The sequence below is a fragment of the Streptomyces sp. NPDC001443 genome (assembly GCF_053597355.1).
Genome location: NZ_JBSFIA010000033.1, coordinates 102,800 through 125,280, shown reverse-complemented (window position 1 = coordinate 125,280; position 22,481 = coordinate 102,800). Strand labels below are relative to the sequence as shown.

Annotated in this window: 15 protein-coding genes and 1 tRNA gene; 2 read left to right on the top strand and 14 right to left on the bottom strand. The window is 73.0% G+C overall.

Annotated features, from left to right (window positions below; all coding sequences use genetic code 11):
* Window positions 1–127 precede the first annotated feature (127 nt).
* The 3 genes from ACWC24_RS29495 to ACWC24_RS29485 form a co-directional block, all read right to left on the bottom strand.
* A complete protein-coding gene (locus ACWC24_RS29495; protein ID WP_450665927.1) occupies window positions 128–769 on the bottom strand; it encodes an IclR family transcriptional regulator in 642 nt (213 codons plus the stop codon).
* A gap of 554 nt (window positions 770–1,323) precedes the next feature.
* Window positions 1,324–3,147, bottom strand: a complete 1,824-nt coding sequence (locus ACWC24_RS29490) for a DEAD/DEAH box helicase (protein WP_450665926.1) — start codon at window positions 3,145–3,147, stop codon at window positions 1,324–1,326.
* A 279-nt stretch (window positions 3,148–3,426) separates the two neighbouring features.
* Window positions 3,427–4,860 carry an MFS transporter gene (locus ACWC24_RS29485; protein WP_450665925.1) on the bottom strand — a complete coding sequence of 478 codons (1,434 nt, stop codon included), beginning with the start codon at window positions 4,858–4,860 and terminating at the stop codon, window positions 3,427–3,429.
* 282 nt (window positions 4,861–5,142) lie between these two features.
* On the opposite strand from ACWC24_RS29485, the gene ACWC24_RS29480 reads away from it, so the two are divergent.
* Window positions 5,143–5,217: transfer RNA gene (locus ACWC24_RS29480), tRNA-Cys, on the top strand.
* 55 nt (window positions 5,218–5,272) lie between these two features.
* Here the strand turns inward: ACWC24_RS29480 and ACWC24_RS29475 are convergent.
* From ACWC24_RS29475 to ACWC24_RS29440, 8 genes are all read right to left on the bottom strand, one after another.
* Window positions 5,273–6,466 (bottom strand): SUKH-4 family immunity protein, encoded by a 1,194-nt coding sequence (locus tag ACWC24_RS29475; RefSeq protein WP_450665924.1) that lies wholly within the window; start codon window positions 6,464–6,466, stop codon window positions 5,273–5,275.
* A gap of 358 nt (window positions 6,467–6,824) precedes the next feature.
* The gene (locus ACWC24_RS29470) at window positions 6,825–6,956 is read right to left on the bottom strand and encodes a hypothetical protein (RefSeq protein WP_274390200.1); all 132 of its coding nucleotides are present in this window, start codon (window positions 6,954–6,956) and stop codon (window positions 6,825–6,827) included.
* The gene (locus ACWC24_RS29465) at window positions 6,953–9,262 is read right to left on the bottom strand and encodes a xanthine dehydrogenase family protein molybdopterin-binding subunit (protein ID WP_450665923.1); all 2,310 of its coding nucleotides are present in this window, start codon (window positions 9,260–9,262) and stop codon (window positions 6,953–6,955) included. Before ACWC24_RS29465 ends, ACWC24_RS29470 begins: the two co-directional genes overlap by 4 nt.
* The gene (locus tag ACWC24_RS29460; RefSeq protein WP_450665922.1) at window positions 9,259–10,827 is read right to left on the bottom strand and encodes a 2Fe-2S iron-sulfur cluster-binding protein; all 1,569 of its coding nucleotides are present in this window, start codon (window positions 10,825–10,827) and stop codon (window positions 9,259–9,261) included. The genes ACWC24_RS29465 and ACWC24_RS29460 overlap by 4 nt, the downstream gene beginning before the upstream one ends.
* Window positions 10,824–11,717 carry an FAD binding domain-containing protein gene (locus ACWC24_RS29455; RefSeq protein WP_450665921.1) on the bottom strand — a complete coding sequence of 298 codons (894 nt, stop codon included), beginning with the start codon at window positions 11,715–11,717 and terminating at the stop codon, window positions 10,824–10,826. The genes ACWC24_RS29460 and ACWC24_RS29455 overlap by 4 nt, the downstream gene beginning before the upstream one ends.
* 713 nt (window positions 11,718–12,430) lie before the next feature.
* Window positions 12,431–14,053, bottom strand: a complete 1,623-nt coding sequence (locus ACWC24_RS29450) for a beta-N-acetylhexosaminidase (protein ID WP_450665932.1) — start codon at window positions 14,051–14,053, stop codon at window positions 12,431–12,433.
* A 762-nt stretch (window positions 14,054–14,815) separates the two neighbouring features.
* Window positions 14,816–15,112 (bottom strand): DUF3039 domain-containing protein, encoded by a 297-nt coding sequence (locus ACWC24_RS29445; protein WP_450665920.1) that lies wholly within the window; start codon window positions 15,110–15,112, stop codon window positions 14,816–14,818.
* A gap of 29 nt (window positions 15,113–15,141) precedes the next feature.
* Window positions 15,142–15,711 carry a YqgE/AlgH family protein gene (locus ACWC24_RS29440; RefSeq protein WP_152885050.1) on the bottom strand — a complete coding sequence of 190 codons (570 nt, stop codon included), beginning with the start codon at window positions 15,709–15,711 and terminating at the stop codon, window positions 15,142–15,144.
* 251 nt (window positions 15,712–15,962) lie between these two features.
* On the opposite strand from ACWC24_RS29440, the gene murA reads away from it, so the two are divergent.
* Window positions 15,963–17,303, top strand: coding sequence for a UDP-N-acetylglucosamine 1-carboxyvinyltransferase (gene murA, locus ACWC24_RS29435; protein ID WP_450665919.1), 1,341 nt, complete (start codon window positions 15,963–15,965; stop codon window positions 17,301–17,303).
* 212 nt (window positions 17,304–17,515) lie between these two features.
* On the opposite strand, the gene ACWC24_RS29430 is transcribed toward murA, so the two are convergent.
* The 3 genes from ACWC24_RS29430 to ACWC24_RS29420 form a co-directional block, all read right to left on the bottom strand.
* Window positions 17,516–17,797 carry an HU family DNA-binding protein gene (locus ACWC24_RS29430; protein ID WP_004000874.1) on the bottom strand — a complete coding sequence of 94 codons (282 nt, stop codon included), beginning with the start codon at window positions 17,795–17,797 and terminating at the stop codon, window positions 17,516–17,518.
* A 356-nt stretch (window positions 17,798–18,153) separates the two neighbouring features.
* On the bottom strand, window positions 18,154–19,572 hold the full coding sequence (locus ACWC24_RS29425) for a malic enzyme-like NAD(P)-binding protein (RefSeq protein ID WP_450665918.1): 1,419 nt from the start codon (window positions 19,570–19,572) through the stop codon (window positions 18,154–18,156).
* A gap of 524 nt (window positions 19,573–20,096) precedes the next feature.
* Window positions 20,097–22,430, bottom strand: coding sequence for a HelD family protein (locus ACWC24_RS29420; protein ID WP_450665917.1), 2,334 nt, complete (start codon window positions 22,428–22,430; stop codon window positions 20,097–20,099).
* Window positions 22,431–22,481: the final 51 nt, after the last annotated feature.

Below are 22,481 nucleotides of genomic sequence, written 5' to 3'. Positions count from 1 at the left end.
GGTAGCTCCGCTACAAGGACCTTCCGGCGCCTTGCGATCGCACGCACCGGACACCGCCCGCTGATCGGACCCCACTTTTGTTCGGAGCTCTTAGGCCCCGCCTCGACACGGCACCGTGGCCTCCGCCTCAGCGCAGCGCCTCAGCGACCTCCCGGGCCGCGTCCACCACGCGCGCTCCGACCCGCTCCGGCACCGCGTCCGCGAGCATGACCACACCCACACTGCCCTCGACACCGGTCACGCCCAGCAGCGGCGCGGCCGCCCCGCTCGCCCCGGCCTCCAGCTCGCCGTGCGTCAGGATGCACCCCGGCTCCTCCGAGGTCTGCTGCCGGGCGGAGAGGATCGCCTTGCCCGCGGCCCCGCGCTCCAGCGGATGACGGAACCCGGCCCGGTAGGCCACGTGATAGTCCGTCCACGTCGGCTCGACCACGGCCACGGCCAGCGCCTCCGACCCGTCCACCAGGGTGAGGTGCGCGGTGGCGCCGATGTCCTCGGCCAGTGCCCGCAGAGCCGGCAACGCGGCCTCCCTGACCAGCGGATGCACCTGGCGGCCCAGCCGCAGCACACCCAGCCCGACCCGGGCTCGCCCGCCCAGGTCCCGTCGTACGAGCGCGTGCTGTTCCAGTGTGGCGAGCAACCGGTACACAACGGTCCGGTTGACGCCCAGTTTGTTGGAGAGTTCGGTGACGGTCAGCCCGTGGTCGGTGTCGGCCAACAGCTTGAGGACTCGCAGTCCCCGGTCGAGCGTCTGGGAGGTCTCCGCGGTCACGACGCCCACTCCTTAGGTGGTGAGGCCGGCGACCCCTCGCGGCGGATGCGTCATGGAGTCCCGTCCCTGACGCGCTTCAGAGGCCGCCGATCGGCAGGACGGCCCGGCAGGTCCGGGCACGGTCGCTTCACGGCTGCGCTCCGCGGCGGCGCTGCCACGGGGCGTGTGCGTAGCGGGACAGTAGCGAAGCCGGTTCGCTCAGCGGAAGGCTCCGTCCAGAATCCGGTCACCGACCGGTGGGGACTACCTGCCTTTGTCCCGGTACGTACGGCGCACACCGCACCGCGCACGCTCCACCGCGCGCACCGCCGCTGCCACTGCCACTGCCACTGCCACTGCCACTGCCGCCGCCACTGCCACTGGACCGACCGATCACACGGCTCTGTCACACGGCTCTGTCACACGGCGCGGTCGCACGGCCCGATCACGGGCCACGCGTCACACGGACCCGCCGCCCTGCAGCACCCGACACCGGTCACGGTCCCGGTCACCCGCAACCCGTCACGGCCCCGGTCACCCGCGACGCGTCACGGCCGCGGCGGCCCGGCCCCGCCTCAGCGCATCCGGGTGGCCCACTCCTGCACCTTGGCGATCCGCTGCCGCAGCTGTCCGGCCGTCGCCTCGGCGCTCGCCGGTCCGCCGCACAGGCGCCGCAGCTCGGTGTGGATCACCCCGTGCGGTTTGCCGCTCTGGTGGACGTACGCGCTGACCATCGTGTTGAGCTGCTTGCGCAGCTCCATCATCTCCTTGTGGGAGACGACCGGCCGCCGCTCGGCGGGCAGTTCGAGCAGGTCGGCCTCGCCGTCCGGCTTCTTGCGGCTGTGCGCGATCTGCCGGGCCTGCCGCTTCTGGAGCAGCAACTGCACCTGGTCCGGCTCCAGCAGACCTGGGATGCCGAGGTAGTCCTGCTCCTCCGCGCTGCCCGGGTGGGCCTGCATGCCGAACTCGGCGCCGTCGTACAGGACCCGGTCGAAGACGGCCTCGGACTCCAGCGCCTCGAAGGAGAACTGCTCCTGCTCGCCGGTGTCCTCGTCCTGCTCCTTGTTCGCCTCGTCCATCTCCTTCTCGGACTCGGCGTAAGGGTCCTCCTCGCCCTCCTTCTTCGGCCTGTCGAGGGCGTGGTCGCGCTCGACCTCCATCTCGTTGGCGAAGGTGAGCAGGTCGGGGACGGTCGGCAGGAAGACGGACGCGGTCTCGCCGCGCCGCCGGGACCGCACGAAACGCCCGACGGCCTGGGCGAAGAACAGCGGGGTGGAGATGGTGGTGGCGTACACGCCGACCGCCAGCCGCGGCACGTCGACGCCCTCGGACACCATGCGGACCGCGACCATCCAGCGGTCGGTGCTCGCGCTGAAGTCGTCGATCCGCTTCGAGGCGCCGGTGTCGTCGGACAGGACGAGCGTCGCCTTCGTCCCGGTGATCTCGCGGATCAGCTTGGCGTAGGCGCGCGCGGAGTCCTGGTCGGAGGCGATCACCAGGGCGCCCGCGTCCGGGATGCCCTTCCTGACCTCGGTGAGCCGCTGGTCGGCGGCGCGCAGCACGCTGGGCATCCACTCGCCGCGCGGGTCGAGCGCGGTGCGCCAGGCCTGCGAGACGGCGTCCTTGGTCATCGGCTCGCCGAGCCGGGCGGCGATCTCGTCGCCCGCCTTCGTCCGCCAGCGCATGTTGCCGCTGTAGGAGAGGAAGATGACCGGCCGCACGACGTGGTCGGCGAGCGCGTTGCCGTAGCCGTACGTGTAGTCGGCCGAGGAACGCCGGATCCCGTCGTTGCCCTCCTCGTACGTCACGAAGGGGATGGGGTTGGTGTCGGACCGGAACGGCGTACCGGTCAGCGCGAGCCGCCTGGTGGCCGGCTCGAACGCCTCCAGGCAGGCCTCGCCCCAGGACTTGGAGTCACCGGCGTGGTGGATCTCGTCGAGGATGACGAGCGTCTTGCGCTGCTCGGAGCGGTTGCGGTGCAGCATGGGCCGCACCCCGACACCGGCGTAGGTGACGGCGACGCCGTGGTACTCCCGGCTGAGCGGGCCCGCGCTGTACTCGGGGTCGAGCTTGATCCCTATCCGCGCGGCCGCCTCCGCCCACTGCTTCTTCAGGTGCTCGGTCGGCGCGACCACCGTCACCTGCTGCACGACGTGGTGGTGCAGCAGCCAGGAAGCCAGCGTCAGCGCGAAGGTCGTCTTGCCGGCGCCGGGGGTGGCGACGGCGAGGAAGTCGCGCGGCTGCTCCTGGACGTACTTCTCCATCGCCCCCTGCTGCCAGGCACGCAGCTTGCTGGCGGTGCCCCAGGGGGCACGGCCCGGGAAGGCCGGTGAGAGGTGGTGCGAGTGCGACGAACCAGACGAGCTGGGCGAGCTGGAGGTGGCGGCGGCAGTAGTCACGGTCTCCGGGTGGGGGTAGGTGCGGCTCGGCTACGTATGACAACCGGGCCACCTTACCGGCGGCCCGACTTCGACGAAGCGCGGACAAGCCCGCGTCGCCGCCGGTTGGGACCCACCTCACAGTCCCGGCGCTCAATCCGGCCCCGTCGTACGGTCCGAGATCACGCCGATGACCAGGTTGTACGTCATCTCCGTTGCTACGGCGGCGAGATCACCACCGGGGCCGGGCGAGAAAGGTCACGCTTTGCGCGCCGACCGCCGTCGGCGCGCAGGATCACCTCACCGCTCCCGCAGCCGCGTGGTCACCCAGGCTCCCAGCAGCGCCACCGCCGCCATCGGCAGGAACACGGCGGCGAAGGCGGCCGGACGGGCCCCGGTGGCATCGGCGACGGAGCCGCCGCCGAGCGCGGCGAAGGCGGCGCCGCCCGCCGCGAGCAGCAGGGAGCTGGACAGGCCGTCGGAGATCTGGAGGGCGGCGGAGTTGGCGCCCGCCTCCTCGGGGGCGGAGAGCTGGAGCAGCAGCACCCCGGTGGAGGAGATCACCGGGCCCAGCCCGAGGCAGCCGATCGCCCAGACGACGGCGACGGTCCAGACGGGCACGGAGTGGATCAGCACGCTGGGAACCACGGCGATGGCGGCCACGACCAGCACCATGCCGACCGTCGTCAGCCGCTCCCGGTACGGCTCCATCCGCGGCCGGGACTGCACCCACGAACCCACCGCCCAGGTCACGCCGCCCGCCGCCAGGGAGAACCCGGCCGCCGTCGGCGACAGCCCCCGCTGGGTGACGAGCATCAGCGGTACGAAGGACTCGGCGGCGACGAAGGAACCGGCCGCCAGCCCGCGCAGCAGCACGACCGAGGGCAGCCCCCTGCCCGCCCGCCAGGTGCCGTGCGGCAGCAGGCCGAGGACGGCGGGCACGAGCAGCACGGCGCCCACGGCGGCCGGGAGCAGCGAGCTCGGGCGCGGGTCCTGGGCGGCGTACTGGATCAGCCCGGCGCCCAGGGAGATCCCGACGGCGAGCCGGATCCGGCGCCGGTCGAAGGCCGCCGCCTCCCCTCCCACGGGCCCCGCCGCGCGCCGCCGGATCTGGGGCAGCGCGAGCGCCAGCGGGAAGACGACCAGCACGGGGATGCCGAGGAACACCCACCGCCAGCCGAGCTGCTCGGTCACCGCCCCGGCGGCGAGCGGTCCGACCACCGACGGCACGACCCAGCTCGCGGCGAACGCCGCCATGATCGCCGGGCGCAGCCGGGCCGGATAGGCGCGGCCGACGATGACGTACAGCGCGACGATCACCAGTCCGCCGCCCAGCCCCTGCACGGCCCGTCCCGCGATGAACGGCCACATCGCCTGCGCCGTGCCGGACATCACCAGCCCGGCCGCGAAGGCGGCGATACCGGTGGTCAGCGCGCCCAGCGGCCCCTTGCGGTCGGACCACTGCCCGGCAAGCACCATCCCCAGCAGGCTGGTCGTGAAGTACCCGGAGAACGCGAACGCGTACAGCGACACCCCGTCCAGATCCCGTGCCGCCACCGGCATCGCGGTGGCGACGGCGGTCGCCTCGAAGGCGATGAGCAGGACGACGGACACCATCCCGATACTGAGCGCCCGATAGGACCGGCTCAGCACGGTGCTCTCGTCGCACTCGGCGGCCGGCGGGGGGTGTGTGACGTCTGCGACAGCGGTGTCGCGTGGTTCCAGGGCGGTCATGGTCGACAGAGTAAGGTCCACGACCGACTTTGACACCTGTCGGGTGGTTGGGACAGGTCTGAGACCTCGGTCCCACCCCCACCGCTCCCCTCGCGGCCCTCCGCGCGGCCCCGTGCCGCACCCCGCCCGGGAGGCCCGTCCACGCCTGCCCGGGAGCCCCGTTCATGAACGGCGTATGGCAGTCACATTGCAGCCCCGGCGTCACTCTTGAGTCCCTCCCCCGCCCCGCCCTACGGTCATCACATCGAGTTCGGAACGGAGGACCGGAGCCTCCACCGACCCGGCCGTGTGCCCGAGTGGTTCAGGGGCTCGCCTGCAAAGCGAGTTACGTGGGTTCGAATCCCGCCATGGCCTCCACCTGCCTGACCAGGCAGTACGACAGGGCGGCACCCTCGGGGGGTGTCGCCCTTCGCTATGCGTACAGGCCGCCGCCCGCCTTGTCGCCAAAAACTTCCGGCCAGTAGCGGTGGCCGTCGTCCGTGGTGGTGGTCGGGGTCGGGTCGCAGGCGAGGGGATCGGCCTGGGCGAGGGTGCGGGACATCGTGTCGGCCAGTTGACCGTAGGCCTCGGTGAGGGCGTGGACCGCGTCCAGGGACTTCTCGCGGTTGATCAGCCAGAGGGTGAAGGCGAGCGTGGAGACGTCGGCGTTGAGGGGGCGCAGGGTGGCGTCGGATTCGCTCCAGCACAGGACCGTGCCGGTGGCGCCGTCGACGACGAGGCTGGTGTCCTCCAGAAGGTGGCCGAGGCGGATCAGCCGGCCGGCGTCGGCCGGCAGGCGGTCGGCGGCGGACCCGGCGTCCTCACGCTCGGCGGCCTGGTACTCGGCGAGGGACGCCAGCGGCACGTCCGTGTCCAGCGCGAACCAGTAGCCGTCCTCCGGCAGGCCCGTCTCCCGCAGGAAGCGGCGGGTCGGCTCGTGGGTGAGCGCGGGCGGGAAGTCGACCTCCTCGAAGCGGGCGATCCGGCCCGCGCCGAACGCCTCGTCCAGCAGCCGGGGCGGCAGGTCCAGGGCGAGCCCGGACGTCGTGCCCGGGCCCGCCACCAGGGACAGGGGGCGGATCACCGCCGTCATCCGCCAGAAGGGACTCGGGGCGCCGTCCGTGCCCTCCTCGAACAGCGCGAGCAGATGCCGTGCGGCCTGCGCCGCCGCCCGGGGGCCGAGACGTCCCGCGTACGAGGCGAACTGACCGCGCAGGGCCGCCAGTTCGTCCGTCGCCGTGGCGAAGCGCACCAGCTTCTCCAGCGAGGGGGCCAGCGGCCGGCTGTCCATCAGGTCGGGGCGGTCGTGCAGGAAGTACGTCGTCGAGATCGCGCCGGTCGCGCCGTCGAGCAGGAGCGACTCGGTCTCGCGGCCGCCCACGCCCAGGATCCCGCCGATGACCAGCCGGTCGCGCAGCTCCGTGGTCAGCCGGTCGGGAGCGCCCGTGGAGTCGGCGACCGTGCGCAGGCCGTCCGTGCGCAGCGCGGCGAAGGTCAGCAGGTCGCCGTCGGCGGGCAGGCCGGGGCCGCTCAGCCAGCGGCGCGTCGGCGCGTGGGTGACGTACGGATCCAGTTCGTCCTCGGTGAAGGTGATCACCCCGGTACCGGCGGTGTCGGTCGTGCTCATGATGCCCCCGTGCGTGCAGTCGCTGTCGAAGTGCCGCTGTCCCGCAGTCCCCTGGTGGACCGGCTCCGCGGGCGCGCCGTCCCACTGCCCGGAACACTACGCGGCACCACTGACAACGGACCCGGGGAGAAAGACGCCAGGTCCCTCCCGTACGTTCCCGTCCCACCGAGATCACCCGCACCGGCTGCCGAGCGACTCCCTGAGGGTGCGTCAAGCGGGCGGCAGGAAGCGGCAGCACCGCGGCAGGCCGACGGGCGGCCCGGCTCGCGCGGACAGCGCGGCCGGGCTCAATGCCTCGGAGCCCAAGGCCTCAAGGCCCCGAGGCCTCAAAGCCCCGAGGCCTCAGCGCCTCAGCGCCTCAGGTGAAGTACACGCCGCCCAGCACCACGACCACCGCGGCCAGGACGAACAGCAGGACCCACATCAGCAGCTTGCCCACCCCGGGCGCAGGCTCGTAGCGCGGGGGTTCGGGCTGCTCGGGGGCGGTCACTGCGCGGTCACCACAGCCGCCTGCGGGCGGATCGGCAGCCGGTTGACCGGGCGGCCCGTGGCCGCCCGTACCGCGGAGGCGATCGCCGCGGGGGAGGTCACGACGGGTACCGCGCTGACGGCCTTCGCCCCGAAGGGCGCGACCACGTCCCGCTCCTCGACGAGCTTGACGATCCGGATGTCGGGCGCGTCCAGCGCGGTGGGCAGGGCGTACCCGGTGAGGTCGGGGTGGCGGACCAGGCCGCGCGGGGTGCGCAGGTTCTCGGTGAGGGCGATGCCGACGCCCTGGGTGACGCCCGCCTCGATGCGCGCCGCGAGCTGGATCGGGTTGAGGACCCGGCCGACGTCCTGGGCGACGGCCAGCTCCACGACCCGTACCGAGCCGAGTTCGATGTCCACGTCGACGACCGCGCGGATCGCGCAGAACGCGAGGCCCACGAAGGCGTCGCCCTGGCCGGACTCGTCGAGCGGTTCCGTCGGGTGGGGGCGGCACTGGGCCGTGGCCCACAGCTCCTTGCCCTCCAGGGCCTCGGTGACGGTGGTGGACAGCACCCCGTCGTACGACGTGATCTTGCCGTCGGTGATCTGGAGGAGTTCGGTGGACATGCCGAACTTGTGCGCCAGGGGCTGGAGGAGCTGCGTACGGACCATCTTGGCGGCCCGTTCGACCGCGCCGCCCGACACCCAGGTGTGCCGGCCCCGGCAGCCGGGGCCCGCGGGCGGCTGGTCGGTGTCGACCGGCGCCACGTGCACCTCGTCGATGCCGAGGGTCTCCTGGACGATCTGGCGGGCCAGGGTGGTGAAGCCCTGGCCGGACTCCACGGCCGCGCACAGCACGGTCGCGATGCCGTCGTGGACCTTCACGGTCGCGGTGGAGACCTCGTCGGCGCCCTCCGCGCCGAGCATGTGCACCATGCCGACGCCGTAGCCCACGCCCCGGCGCACGGCGCCGGGCTCGCCCGCGCCCTCGGGGCCGCCGGGCAGCAGCCACTCGTCCTCGGGGGTGTCCTTGGGCAGCGGCGGGAGCGGGAACTCCTGTACCGCCTGGAGCAGTTCGGCGACCGGCGCCGGGCAGGTCACGCTCTGGCCGGTGGGCAGGATGTCCCCGGTGGCCAGGGCGTTGCGCAGGCGCACCTCGGCGGGGTCCAGGCCCAGTTTCTTGGCGAGCTTGTCCATCTGCGCCTCGTAGGCGGCGCAGACCTGCATGGCGCCCTCGCCGCGGACGTGGCCGGAGGGCGGGTTGTTGGTGCGCACCGCCCAGCCCTCGATGAAGGCGTTCGGGACGACGTAGGGGCCGCAGGCGAAGGAGACCGCGGCGGCCAGGGCCTCGGACGAGGTGTCGGCGTACGCGCCCGCGTCGAGCAGGATCTGCGCCTCGACCTTCACCAGCCGGCCCTCGGCGTCGGCGTGGTGGCGGTAGCGCAGCAGGGTGGGGTGGCGGTGGACGTGCCCGAGGAAGGACTCCTCGCGCGTCGCCGTCAGCTTCACCGGGCAGCCGGTCTTCAGCGCCAGCAGGCCCAGCGGGAGCTGGAAGCCCTGGTCCTCGCGGTCGGCGGTGGCGCCGGGGACGCCGGTGACCACGATCTTGACCCGGTCGGGTTCGAGGCCGTAGCAGGCGGCGAGGGTGTCACGGTCGGCGTGCGGGTCGGTGGAGGCGACGTACAGCTCGACACCGCCGTCGGGCCGGGGCACGGCGAGGCCCGCCTCGGCGCCGATGGGCGCCGGGTCCTGGCGGCCGATGCGGTACTGGCCCTCGACGACGACCTCGCCGACCGCGTCCGCGTCGCCGTGGCGCAGCGGGATGTGGCGGATCAGGTTGCCGTCCGGGTGCAGGGCCTCCGCCTCGAACGCCAGCTCGGGGTCGATGACCGGCTCGTGCACCTCGTACTCGACGATGACGGCGGCCGCGGCCATCCGCGCGGTGTCCGGATGGTCGGCTGCGACGGCGGCGATGGGCTCGCCGTGGTGGCGTACGACCTCGGAGGCGAACACCGGGCGGTCGGCCCTGCCGCGGCCGTACAGCGCGCTGCCGGGGACGTCCTCGTGGGTGACGACGGCCCGTACGCCGGGCATCTCTCGCGCGTGGCTGGTGTCGATGGAGACGATGCGCGCGTGCGGGTGCGGGGAGCGCAGTACGGCCGCCCACAGCAGGCCCTCGGCCCACAGGTCGGCGGCGTACGGGAACGTGCCCTCGGTCTTGGCGCGCGCGTCGGCGGGCCGCAGGGAGGCGCCGAGACCGTGCGGGATGGGCTCGGGGGCGGGTGCTGCCTCCGCGGCGGTGGTCGCGGTGGCGGCTTCGTTGCTCACGCCTGGCCTCCGTCCTGGCCGTACGTACCGTCGTGCGGACCCGGCGTACCGGGGATGCCGGGGGCGCCCGGCAGGTCGAACGCGGCCGGGTTGACGCTGCCCGCGCCCGGTCCGGCCTGGTGCGGGATGCGTGCCTCGGCCACTTCCGGCTCGGCCTCGGCCTCCGCCTCGGCGGCGGCGAGTGCCTCGCGCTCGGCGACCACCTCGTGCACGGCGTCGAGGACGCCCCGGTACCCGGAGCACCGGCACAGGTTGCCGCACAGGGCCTGGCGGGCCTCCAGGTCGGTCGGGGCCGGGTTGCCCTCCAGGAGGTCGTGCAGCGTCATCGCCATGCCGGGCACGCAGAAACCGCACTGCACGGCGCCGCACCTGGCGAGCGCCCGCTGTACGTCCGAAGGCCGTCCGTCGACGGCCAGGCCCTCGACGGTACGGACCTCGCTGCCGGCGGCGGTGACGGCGGGGACCAGGCAGGAGGCGACGAGCCGACCGTCGACCTGGACGTTGCAGGCTCCGCACTCGCCCTGCGAGCAGCCGTCCTTGGCGCCCGCGAGGCCGAGCCGCTCGCGCAGCACGTACAGCAGCGACTCGCCGATCCAGGCGCCCGCGACGGGGCGCTCGGTGCCGTTGACGCGCAGGACGTAGGAGGCGAGGGGGTGGTCGTCGTGGAACGGTACGGCGGGTTCGTCGTCCGGCGCGGGGGCGCCGTCCTGCGGGGCGTCGGTCTCCGTGTGGTCCGCCGGAGCGTCCGCGGGGGGCGCCTCGGCCTCGGCGTCGGCCTCGGGGGCCTCCTCGCGCGCCCCAGGGGCCTCGTGGGCGCCCTCGGGTGCGCCGGCGCCCTCCGGGGCCCCGGAGGGCTCGGGAGCGGCCTGGGCGGGCGCGTACGGCTCCGCGTGCGCCTCGGTGTGCGGCGCGACGTGGGGCTCGGCGTGCGGGTCGACGTGGGTCTCGGCGTGCGGCTGCGCGAGCGCCTGCTGCCCCCACGGCTCTCCCGCGGCCCCGGTGGTGTCGGTGGCCCAGGGAGCGGGCGCGCCGCCGGGCAGGGTGGCGGGCGGGGTCCCGCCCCACTGCTCCACCAGCGCCGACGTGGTGAACTCGCCGGACTCGTCCGGCAGGTCTCCGTTGGCGACGGGGATCGACCAGCGGCCCGTCACGTCGTGCCCGGGGGCCGCGGCGGGCCCGGCCGGTCCGGCGGCCGCGGGGTCCTCGAAGTTCCACTGGCCGGTGGAGCCGGGGTGGTACGTGAACCGGTCGCTCGCGCCGGTCTGCTGGGGCATGGCGTCGGGCTCGGGCCAGCGCCCGGCTTCCGCGGGCGCCCCCCAGCCGCCGGTGGCGGCCGGGTCGGTCGGCGCGTCCGGGGACGTGGCCGAGATCTGCGGCGGGACGTAACCGTGCCCGGGGGCGGCCAGCGGGCTGTCGCCGCGCCCGGCCAGCAGGGCCTCGATGCCGCCCTCGGGCAGCTTCACGAAGGCGGTGGCCCCGTCGTCGTAGTCGCCCTGGGGCAGCGGGTCCCAGCGGCCACCGCTTCCGCCCCTGGGAGCGTCCTGTCCGTGCTGGTCGTCGCTCACGACAGCGCCCTCCCCAGTGCTCGTCGGGCCAGCGCGGCGACGGTGCGCCGCAGGTGCAGTACGGCGGGCGGCAGCGTCGGCACGGAACCGTCCACCTCCGGCGCCGGGTCCGGGATGCAGGCCGCGGCGACGTACTCGCCGAAGGCGTGCAGCGCCTCCGGGACGATCGTGCGGTTGTTGTCCCAGTCGATGAGCCGGGCGACCCACTGCTCGGCCTCCAGGGGCCGCAGCGGCATCGGCGCTATGGCTCCGACGGCGCACCTGACACCGCGCCGGGCGGGGTCCAGGACCAGCGCGACGGACGCGGTGGCGCGGCCCGGGCCGGTGCGGCCGGTCGCCTTCAGGAAGACCTGCGGGGCGTGCAGCAGCGGCACGCGCACGTAGCCGATGAGTTCGCCGGCGCGCAGCATCTCCATGCCCGCCAGCAGGTGCGACACGGGCATCTCGCGGCGGGTCCCGCCCGGGCCCGCGATGATCAGCGTCGCCTCCAGGGCGGCGAGCACCGGCAGCGCGTCACCGGTGGGCGAGGCCGAGGCGATGTTGCCGCCGAGGGTGCCCGCGTTGCGGATGTGCGGCGGGCCCGCGGCGCGCGCCGCGGCGGCGAGCGCCGGGATCAGCGCGGCGAAGTCGGGGCGGCCCATCCGGGCGTGGGTCAGGCCCGCGCCGAGCAGTGCGTGACCGTCCTGGTACTGCCAGCCGCGGATCTCGCTGATCCGGCCGAGGCCGACCAGGGCGGCCGGCCTGAGCTGGCCGGAGTTGACCGCGGCCATGAGGTCGGTGCCGCCTGCGACGGGCACGGCCGTGGGCATGGCGGAGAGCGCTGCCACGGCCTCGTCCAATGTCGTGGGCAGCGTAACGGCCTGCGCCGCCTGCGGTGCGTGCGTGGTCAAACCGGCTGCCCCTTCCCGCTGCCCCACTTGGGTCCCACCTGGTCCCACCTGTGCTGCCGTACGGTACGTGCTGACAGGGCGGACGTGGCAACTCTGGCACATCTTCGCAGGACCCGAACGCGGGGGTCCGCTAGGAGGCATTCGCCCACCTCACCGGGGAGATGGCCGGTTTTCGTACGGCATCTCCGGTGCACGCCGATTGACACTCTTCGGTGACTCTTGCGCGGCTTTTCCGTGACCTGTTCGGACCCGGCCCCACCCCTGCCGCGGGGCCGGGTCCGGGAACGGTCCGGCGTCAGCCCCCGGTCGACGGCCGGGAACGGTCCGGCGTCGGTCCGGTCCACGGCCCGGAAGAGCCCGCCCACGGCCCGGAAGAGCCCGGCGCAGTCCGGAACGGCCCGACACGGCCCGGAACGGCCCGGCACAGCAGGCCCTGGGGCCACGGAAACGCCCCGGGACCGCGGACGACGGCCGGGAACGGTCCGGCATCGGTCCGGTCCACGGCCCGGAAGAGCCCGCCCACGGCCCGGAAGAGCCCTGCGCAGTCCGGAACGGCCCGACACGGCCCGGAACGGCCCGACACGGCCCGGAACGGCCCGACACGGTCCTGGGGCCGCGGAGACGCCCCGGGATCGCGGACGACGGCCGTTCCCGCACCCGCACCCGCCCGCGCTCGGGCGCGGCCCGCACCCGTCCCGGCCCGCCGCCCCGCGCTACCGGCTCGGGGGCGGCCCGTCGAGCGGGCGGCCGGCGACGCCGGGGCGCCGCTGCCAGGGGTGCGGACCGGCGGGCGGCCGGTAGGCGACGCCGAGGGCGTCCAGCCGCCGGTAGTGGTCGGCCATGCGCCGTTCGAAGCCGGCGAAGTCCCGGTCCGCCGGGGCGGGCAGCCTGCCCCAGGCGACCTCGGCGAACGCCGCGAGCCGCGGGAACGTCTGGTAGTCCACCCGGGCGCGGTCCTCCATCGCCTCGGTCCACACGTTGGCCTGGGTGCCCAGCACGTGCCGCGCCTGCTCCGGCGTCAGCTGCTCCGGAACGGGTTCGAACCGGTACACGTCCTCGAGAGTGCGGACATATCCGATCGGTACGGGCTCGTCCGCGCCGTCGTGCTGCCGGTAGTCCAGGTAGACCTGCTGCTCGGGGCACATGACGACGTCGTGGCCCGCCCGTGCGGCGGCGACCCCGCCCGCGTAGCCGCGCCACGAGGACACGGCCGCGCCCGGGGCCAGGCCGCCCTCCAGGATCTCGTCCCAGCCGATGAGCCGGCGCCCGCGCGCGGCCAGCCAGTCGGCGAAGTGCCCGACGAACCAGGCCTGGAGTCCGTCCTCGTCGGCGAGCCCGAGCTCCTCGATGCGGGCCTGTGCGGTGGGCGACCGCCGCCACTGGTCCTTGAGGCATTCGTCACCGCCGACGTGGACGAACTCCGACGGGAACAGATCGAGCAGTTCCTCGAACACTCCCTCGTAGAAGCGCAGTGTGTTGTCGGTGGGGGCGAGTACGTTCGGAGAGATCCCCCAGTTGTCCCAGACCGTGAGGGCGGACGTGTCGACGACATCGGTGTTGCCGAGTTCCGGATACGCGGCGATGGCGGCCTGCGAGTGCCCCGGCACGTCGATTTCGGGGACGACGGTGATATGCCGCTCGGCGGCGTAGGCGACGATCTCCCGGATGTCGTCCTGCGTGTAGTGGCCACCGTGCGGCTTCTCCTCCCACAGCGGGGAGGCCCGGTGACCGAATTTCGTGCGCGCGCGCCAGGAACCGGTCTCCGTCAGCTTCGGATACTTCTTGATCTCCACGCGCCAGCCCTGATCGTCCGTCAGGTGGAAGTGGAAGACGTTGAGTTTGTGCGCGGCCATCAGATCGAGATAACGCAGCACGCCTTCCTTGGGCATGAAGTGCCGGGCCACGTCGAGCATGAGTCCGCGCCAGCGGAAGCGGGGGCCGTCCTCGACGGTGACCGCCGGAAGGTCCCACTCCCGCCCCGGCCGCACCGGAGCCCGGCGGAACGCGTCGGGGCCCAGGAGCTGGCGGAGGGTCTGCGCGCCCCACAGGACGCCGGCCGCGCCACCGCCCTGGATGCGGCACTCCGGGCCGTCCACGACCAGGCGATAGTCCTCCGGGGGCAGCGCCGGATCGACGCCCAGCACGATGCGGTCCCCGGTGCCGTCCGCGCCCCCGCCCTCCGCGAGGGGCAGGCCGGTCGCCGCCCCGACCGTCGCCCGCAGCCAGCGCGCGACGCCCTCGGTACCGGGCCCGGCGACCAGGCGCGTCGCCCTGCCGAGCCGCCCGCGGCCCGAGGGGTTCCGGGAAATGTGCCGGGGCGCCGGAATAAGTCCCATCACGTCTGTCACATCAGTCCTTTACCGCTCCGCCCGGCCCGGGGGCCGGTCGTCGCTGCACGAGTACGAGGAAGATCCCGAGGGGCAACCGGGGAAGAACGGCACCGGAATCGCCGGCATTGCCGAAGCCGCCCCGACATCCGGCCGGGCGGGCGGACGGAGGGCCCGCCGGGGGGAATCGGGCCCGGTCCGCCGCACGGCGGAACGTGATCTCCGCCGGGGTCTCCGCACGGCTTTCCGGGACCGTTCCCGGATCGTTCCCGGGCCGTTCCGGGGCTGTTCCGGGGCTGTTCCCGGCGGTCGCGCGGACCCGGGTACCGACGCTCGGCGACCCGACCCCGCAGCGGAAGCGGACGGGTAACCGGAAGCGGGAGTCGGCACGGAGGCAGAGGCGCAATCGGGTCGCCGCGGCTCCGAAATGGGAGCACGGTGATCTCGGCGGGAAAAAGCGATCGGCTCCGGCCCCGGTCGAAGCCGTGGCCGAATTCCCGTGGCCCGCCCGAAGCGCGCCGGGCCGCACGGACCGGAACTCCGGGCGGACGGTTTCACGATGAACCCTTCGGCGGGCGATGCAACATATGCAACGGCAGTTTCGCAATGCACAACACCGTCGAGACTAAGGACATCACGGACACCCCCACAAGAGGTCTGAACCAATCCGTGACCGAGACCGCGCCCACCGCACGGCGAAGGCCCCCGGGGCGCACGGTCGGTGCGCCCGGGGGCCTTCTGAACGTTCGGGGAGATCCTGCGGAGGAGGGGCTACTTCTTGCCGTCGCCGCCCTTGCCGCCACCCTTGCCGTCGCCGCCGGCACCCATGGAGTCGTAGATCTCCTTGCACATGGGGCACACCGGGTACTTCTTCGGGTCGCGGCCGGGCACCCAGACCTTGCCGCACAGCGCTACGACGGGCGTCCCGTCGAGGGCGCTCGCCATGATCTTGTCCTTCTGGACGTAGTGGGCGAAGCGCTCGTGGTCACCGTCGCCGTGGGACACCTGTGGCGTCGGCTCTACGAGGGTTCCCGTACCAGTCCCGCGCTCGGGCTCGAGAGTGCTCATAGGCCCAAGGGTACTGAAGCTCAAAGGCATCAGTTGAGAGACGGGTCGTCCGGATACGTGGCCACCATCGCCAGTTCGTTGCGCTGGCGGCGCAGGACCTCGCGCCAGAGCCGCTCGGGGGCCGGGGAGGAGACGTCACCCGGTTCGGACTCGACGACGTACCAGGCGCCCTCGACCAGTTCGTCCTCCAGCTGACCCGGCCCCCAGCCGGCGTAACCGGCGAAGATCCGCAGGGAGCCGAGCGCCGAGGCGAGCAGCTCCGGCGGGGCCTCCAGGTCCACCAGCCCGATCGCGCCGTGCACCCGGCGCCAGCCCAGCGGCGCCGCCGCCGAGCCGCCGCCCGGGATCACCGCGACGCCCAGCGCCGAGTCCAGGGAGACCGGGCCGCCCTGGAAGACCACGCCGGGCTCGCCGGCCAGGTCGGCCCAGCCCTCCAGGATGTCGCGCACCCCCACCGGTGTCGGACGGTTGAGGACGACACCGAGGGAGCCCTCCTCGTCGTGGTCGAGAAGGAGCACGACCGCACGGTCGAAGTTCGGGTCCGCCAGGGCGGGCGTCGCCACGAGCAGCCGCCCTGTGAGCGAGGACACCTCGGTCATGCCAGACATGATCCCGCATCCGGCCGCCGCATGGGGAGCCAATCGGGGCACGGGAGTGAAGGCAGCTCAGGGCGCACGGACGCATCCCACGCGCACGGCCCTGGCGGTGACCCCATGTGTCCGATTGGGAACGGTTCGTGTTGTGACACAGCTATGACCTGCCTGGGCGGTGCCTGGGCTTACAGGAGAGGGGTACGCGGCGATTACTCTGTCTCATCTCCACTGGCCCAACTCATCGGAACGCGAGATACATGACCGTCAACGACGATGTCCTGCTTGTCCACGGCGGAACCCCGCTGGAGGGCGAGATCCGTGTCCGCGGTGCGAAGAACCTCGTACCGAAGGCCATGGTCGCCGCGCTGCTGGGCAGCGAGCCGAGCCGCCTGCGCAATGTCCCCGACATCCGTGACGTGCGGGTCGTGCGCGGTCTGCTCCAGCTGCACGGCGTGACGGTCCGCCCCGGCGAGGAGCCGGGCGAGCTGGTGCTCGACCCGTCGCACGTGGAGAGCGCGAACGTCGCCGACATCGATGCCCACGCGGGTTCCAGCCGTATCCCGATCCTGTTCTGCGGCCCGCTGCTGCACCGTCTGGGTCACGCGTTCATCCCGGGCCTGGGCGGCTGCGACATCGGCGGGCGTCCCATCGACTTCCACTTCGAGGTGCTGCGGCAGTTCGGCGCGCGGATCGAGAAGCGGGACGACGGCCAGTACCTGGAGGCGCCGACGCGGCTGCGCGGCACGAAGATCCGGCTGCCGTACCCGTCCGTGGGCGCGACCGAGCAGGTACTGCTGACGGCGGTGCTCGCGGAGGGCGTCACCGAGCTCTCGAACGCGGCCGTGGAGCCGGAGATCGAGGACCTCATCTGCGTGCTGCAGAAGATGGGCGCGATCATCGCGATGGACACCGACCGCACGATCCGCATCACCGGTGTGGACTCGCTCGGCGGCTACACCCACGCGGCGCTGTCGGACCGCCTGGAGGCCGCCTCGTGGGCGTCCGCGGCGCTGGCCACCGAGGGCAACATCTACGTCCGCGGGGCCCAGCAGCGCTCGATGATGACGTTCCTGAACACCTACCGGAAGGTGGGTGGCGCGTTCGAGATCGACGACGAGGGCATCCGCTTCTGGCACCCGGGCGGCCAGCTGAAGTCCATCGCCCTGGAGACGGACGTGCACCCCGGCTTCCAGACGGACTGGCAGCAGCCCCTGGTGGTCGCGCTGACGCAGGCCACCGGCCTGTCCATCATCCACGAGACGGTCTACGAGTCCCGGCTGGGCTTCACCTCCGCCCTGAACCAGATGGGCGCTCACATCCAGCTCTACCGCGAGTGCCTGGGCGGCTCCGACTGCCGCTTCGGCCAGCGCAACTTCCTGCACTCCGCGGTCGTCTCGGGCCCCACCAAGCTCCAGGGCGCCGACCTGGTCATCCCCGACCTGCGCGGCGGGTTCTCGTACCTCATCGCCGCCCTGGCGGCGCAGGGCACGTCCCGCGTGCACGGCATCGACCTGATCAACCGCGGCTACGAGAACTTCATGGAGAAGCTCGTGGAGCTGGGCGCGAAGGTCGAGCTGCCGGGCAAGGCGCTCGGCTAGCCGCCACGCCCGTACGTACGCCGATGGGGCGGCCCCCGGTCACGGGGGCCGCCCCATCGGCGTCACTCGGTCGTCCCGGACGCGCGCGTCGTCCCGGGGCGCGGGCCCCGGACGTCGATGCCGTCTCGGGGCGCGGGCCCCGGACGTCGATGCCGTCCCGGGGCGCGGGCGCGGGCGCAGTCGCCCTGCGGGCCTGCCGCCCTGCGACGGGCTTACTTGCCCTTCGCGGCTTCCTTGAGCTTGCTGCCCGCGGAGACCTTCACGCTGTAGCCGGCCGGGATCTGGATCGGGTCGCCGGTCTGCGGGTTGCGCGCGGTGCGAGCGGCACGGTGGGTGCGCTCGAAGGTCAGGAAGCCGGGGATGGTGACCTTCTCGTCGCCCTTGGAGACGATGTCGCCGACGACCTCGGCGAACGCGGCCAGCACGGCGTCGGCGTCCTTGCGGGTCACCTCGGCACGGTCGGCCAGCGCGGCCACCAGCTCACTGCGGTTCATGTTGTTACTCCCGTGTTCTTCTTGCCGTTGAGGCGTGCCACGCGGCGGAGCCGCATAGTTGGGCACAGCGAACTCGATGCTGCCAGGGTCCTCGGACATACCCTGGACCCGGGTCCGTCGTCAGAACCCTCGCGCCCAGAGACGCATCCTGCCCCCACCTGCGGCGGGAAAGCCAATCCGGCACCCCCAGCAGTCGTGAGAACACCCTTGGGAGTCACACGAAATGTGGGGACCGAGCCCGGCCGTCACGATAGAGGGCTGTCGGCGAACCTGGTTCCGCGACGCGCCGGGACGAAACCCGACCGTGGCAATCGTCACAACGCCTCCACAGGCCGGGTCTCCCGCCTTCGCCGAGCCTACGAGACCGACGCGCCCGCGGCCTTCGCGGCCTCCCGGACCGCGCCCGCGACCGCGCCCGCGACCTTGTCGTTGAACACGCTCGGGATGATGTAGTTCGGGTTCAGCTCGTCCTCGGTCACCACGTCGGCGAGGGCCTTGGCGGCCGCGAGCATCATCTCGGTGTTGACCGTCCGGGACTGCGCGTCCAGCAGTCCGCGGAAGACGCCCGGGAAGACCAGCACGTTGTTGATCTGGTTGGGGAAGTCGGAGCGGCCGGTGGCCACAACTGCTGCGGTCTGACGGGCGATTGCCGGGTCGACCTCGGGGTCCGGATTCGCGAGAGCGAACACGATGGCGTTGTCGGCCATGGCGGCCACGTCGTCGCCGTCGAGGACGTTCGGGGCGGAGACGCCGATGAAGACGTCGGCGCCGCGCACGGCTTCCCGGAGGGTGCCGACGAGACCCTCGGGGTTGGTGTTGTCGGCGATCCAGCGCAGCGGCGAGTCGGCCGCGGCGTCCACCAGGTCCTCGCGGCCGGCGTGCACGACGCCGTGGATGTCGGCGACGACGGCGTTCTTGACGCCCGCGGCGAGCAGCAGCTTGAGGATGGCCGTGCCGGCCGCGCCGGCGCCCGACATGACGACGCGTACGTTCTCGATTCCCTTGCCGACCACGCGCAGTGCGTTCGTCAGGGAGGCGAGGACGACGATCGCGGTGCCGTGCTGGTCGTCGTGGAAGACGGGGATGTCGAGGGCCTCGCGCAGCCGGGCCTCGATCTCGAAGCAGCGGGGCGCGGAGATGTCCTCCAGGTTGATGCCCGCGAAGCCGGGGGCGATCGCCTTGACGATCTCGACGATCGCGTCGGTGTCCTGGGTGTCCAGGCACAGCGGCCAGGCGTCGATGCCGGCGAACCGCTTGAACAGGGCCGCCTTGCCCTCCATCACCGGCAGCGCGGCCTTCGGGCCGATGTTGCCGAGACCCAGTACGGCGGAGCCGTCCGTCACGACCGCAACGGAATTGCGCTTGATCGTGAGGCGGCGCGCGTCCTCGGGGTTCTCCGCGATCGCCATGCACACCCGGGCCACACCCGGCGTGTAGATCATGGACAGGTCGTCACGGTTGCGGATGGGGTGCTTCGACGCCATCTCGATCTTGCCGCCGAGGTGCATCAGGAACGTACGGTCGGAGACCTTGCCGAGGGTGACGCCCTCGATGCCGCGGAGCTTCTCGACGATCTCGTCGGCGTGCGCGGTCGAGCTGGCCGCGATCGTGACGTCGATACGGAGCTTCTCGTGCCCGGACGCGGTGACGTCGAGGCCGGTCACCGAGCCTCCGGAGGACTCCACGACGTTGGTGAGCTGCGAGACGGCCGTTCCGCTCGCGGGCACCTCCAGCCGGATCGTCATCGAGTAGGAGACGCTGGGCGCCGTTGCCATGGCCGACTTCCTTCTGCTTTCACCGTGTCGCTTCGCTAATGCCGTCCGATCGTCGCACCTACCCCCGAGTACGCGGTAGTCGCCCCGGATTGCGGACGTATTGTTCGCAGCTCGATGCCGATTTCGGAAGACGGATTCCATGATACGGAAGCCGATGGGTTGGGAAGGCCAAAGAAAGAGGCCCACATCACAGCGTGATGTGAGCCTCTTCTTCGTTCATGACACCGACCCGCCATGCTCGCCTCGCGGCAAGTGGTCGCTCGTGGCGACGAAGGTTGGGCCCGGGGGCTTGGATCGAGCCGGTGTCACACCCAGGCTAACAAACGGATCGGGCAAGACCATTCCCGTGCGCGGAGTTCACAGGAAACCGACCGGGGTTTCACCGGAATCGCCCCCGGACGGCCGCTCCCGGCGGTCCCGGACGGCCGCTCCCGCCTGCCCCGGACGGCCGCTCCCGGCGGTCCCGGGGCGGTCCCGACCAGCCCCCGGGGCCGGTCCGACCGGTCCCGGGGCGCCCGCCGGGTTCAGTCCCTGAGCAGGTCCGGCACTCCCGCCTCGTCCGGCTCGTCCCGTCCGGCCGAGACGACCGTGAGCTGCTGGGTGGCCCGGGTCAGCGCGACGTACAGCACCCGCAGCCCGGCCGGTGACTCGTCCGCGATCTCCGCGGGCGACACCACGACCGTCGCGTCGTACTCCAGTCCCTTGGCCTCCAGGCTGCCCAGGGCCACCACCCGGTCGCCGAGCCCGGCGAGCCAGCGCCTGGCCTCCTCGCGGCGGTTCATGGCGACGACCACGCCGACCGTGCCGTCGACCCGGTCGAGCAGCCGGGCGGCCTCCTCGCGGACGGTCTCCGCGAGCGGGTTCCGGCCGGCGGCGCCCTGAGCCTGGTTCGTCGCCACGAAGCGCGGCTCCACCCCCGTGGAGCGCACGGCGGACGGGGAGACGGAGCCGGGCATGGCGAGCGCGAGCACCTTGGCGGCCAGCTCGGCGATCTCGGCCGGATTGCGGTAGTTCACCGTGAGCTGGAAACGGCGGCGCGGACGGGTGCCCAGGGCCTCGTCGCGGGCCTGGGCGGCCTCGTCGGGGTCGGACCACGAGGACTGCGCCGGGTCCCCGACGATCGTCCAGGTGGCGTGCCGGCCGCGCCGGCCCACCATGCGCCACTGCATCGGTGTGAGGTCCTGCGCCTCGTCGACGATGACGTGCGCGTACTCGGTGCGCTCCTGCGCCAGCCGCTCGGCCCGCTCGCGCTGTGTCTCCTCGCGTACGGGCATCAGCTCCTCCAGGCCGGTGAGCTGGTCGAGCGGGTCCAGCTCGCGCCGCTTGCGGGGGCGGACCGGGGCGCCGAGGACGGCTTCCAGTTCGTCCAGCATGGCCACGTCGTGCACGGACAGGCCGTCCCGGGCGAGGGAGCGGGCGACCCGGCGCACCTCGCCGGGGTTGAGGATCCGCCGGGCCCAGCGACCCAGCCGCCGCTCGTCGGCCATCGCCGCCAGCACGGCCCGCGGGGCCAGCTCGGGCCACCAGGCGTCGAGGAACTCGATGAAGCTGTCCTCGGTGGTCACGTCCTCGTCGAAGGAGGAGCGCAGCTCGGCGGCCAGCTCGGGGTCGGAGTGCCGGCCGGCCGCGCCGGACTGCTCCCACAGGGCGTCCAGCAGCAGCTTGCGGGCCCGCGGACGCAGCAGGTTCACGGGCGCGGTGCCGCCGAGGGCGTTGTTGCGGATGCGCTCCAGCCGGTCGGCCTCCAGCTCCAGCCGCCGGCCGAAGGCGACGACCCGCAGCCGGGTGGGCGTGTCCTTGGAGTCCAGCGCCCCGCGCGCCGCCTTCCGCAGCACCTTCAGCATCCGGTACGAGCCCTTGGCGCGGGCCACCGCCGGAGAGTCGTACAGGGTGGCCTCCGCGCCGTCGACCAGGGAGCCGATCGCCCGGATGGCGACTTGGCCCTCCTCGCCGAGGGACGGCAGGACGCCCTCGGTGTACGCCACCAGCAGGGGCGTGGGCGAGACGATCAGGATGCCGCCCGCGTAGCGGCGGCGGTCCTGGTAGAGGAGGTAGGCCGCCCGGTGCAGGGCGACGGCGGTCTTGCCGGTGCCGGGGCCGCCCTCGACGTAGGTCACGGAGGCGGCGGGTGCGCGGATCACCAGGTCCTGCTCGGCCTGGATGGAGGCGACGATGTCCCGCATGGTGTGGCTGCGGGCCTGGCCGAGCGCGGCCATGAGCGCGCCGTCGCCGATGACGGGCAGCCGGTCGCCGTCGAGGAAGGCGGTCAGCTCGGGGCGCATCAGGTCGTCCTCGACGCCGAGGACGCGGCGGCCCTTGGAGCGGATGACCCGGCGCCGCACGACCCGGCCGGGGTCGACCGGCGTGGAGCGGTAGAACGGCGCGGCCGCGGGGGCCCGCCAGTCGATGACGAGCGGCGAGTAGTCCTGGTCGAGGACGCCGATGCGGCCGATGTGGAGGGTCTCGGCGATGTCGGCGGTGCTGTCGTCGCGGACGGCTCCCTCGGCGGGCTCGACGGCCGTGTAGGCGCCGTCGGGCCCCTTCTTGCCGTCCTTGCCGCGCAGCAGGTCGATCCGGCCGAAGAGGAAGTCCTCGAACTCGTTGTTGAGCCGGTTGAGGTGCACCCCCGCCCGGAAGACCTGCGCGTCCCGCTCGGCGAGCGCGCCGGGCGTGCCGACCTGGCCGCGCTTGGCCGCGTCGTCCATGAGGAACTCGGCCTCGTGGATCTTCTCCTCGAGCCTGCGGTACACCTGGTCCAGGTGTACCTGCTCGATGCCGATCTCCCGGTCCCGTACGGAGTCGTGCGTTTCGCCGTGGACCGAACCGACCGCGGTTTCCTGTTGAGCCTGAGCGGCCACCGGGCCCCCTTCTGACGTGCTGGGCAGCCGTCAACCGTACGCGAAGGGGAC

Bases quoted from the DNA above. Each gene is read 5' to 3' on its own strand.
- ACWC24_RS29485 (WP_450665925.1), bottom strand. From the start codon at position 4,860: ATGACCGCCCTGGAACCACGCGACACCGCTGTCGCAGACGTCACACAC.
- ACWC24_RS29475 (WP_450665924.1), bottom strand. From the start codon at position 6,466: ATGAGCACGACCGACACCGCCGGTACCGGGGTGATCACCTTCACCGAG.
- ACWC24_RS29450 (WP_450665932.1), bottom strand. From the start codon at position 14,053: ATGGGACTTATTCCGGCGCCCCGGCACATTTCCCGGAACCCCTCGGGC.
- ACWC24_RS29445 (WP_450665920.1), bottom strand. From the start codon at position 15,112: ATGAGCACTCTCGAGCCCGAGCGCGGGACTGGTACGGGAACCCTCGTA.
- ACWC24_RS29440 (WP_152885050.1), bottom strand. From the start codon at position 15,711: ATGACCGAGGTGTCCTCGCTCACAGGGCGGCTGCTCGTGGCGACGCCC.
- murA (WP_450665919.1), top strand. From the start codon at position 15,963: ATGACCGTCAACGACGATGTCCTGCTTGTCCACGGCGGAACCCCGCTG.
- ACWC24_RS29430 (WP_004000874.1), bottom strand. From the start codon at position 17,797: ATGAACCGCAGTGAGCTGGTGGCCGCGCTGGCCGACCGTGCCGAGGTG.
- ACWC24_RS29425 (WP_450665918.1), bottom strand. From the start codon at position 19,572: ATGGCAACGGCGCCCAGCGTCTCCTACTCGATGACGATCCGGCTGGAG.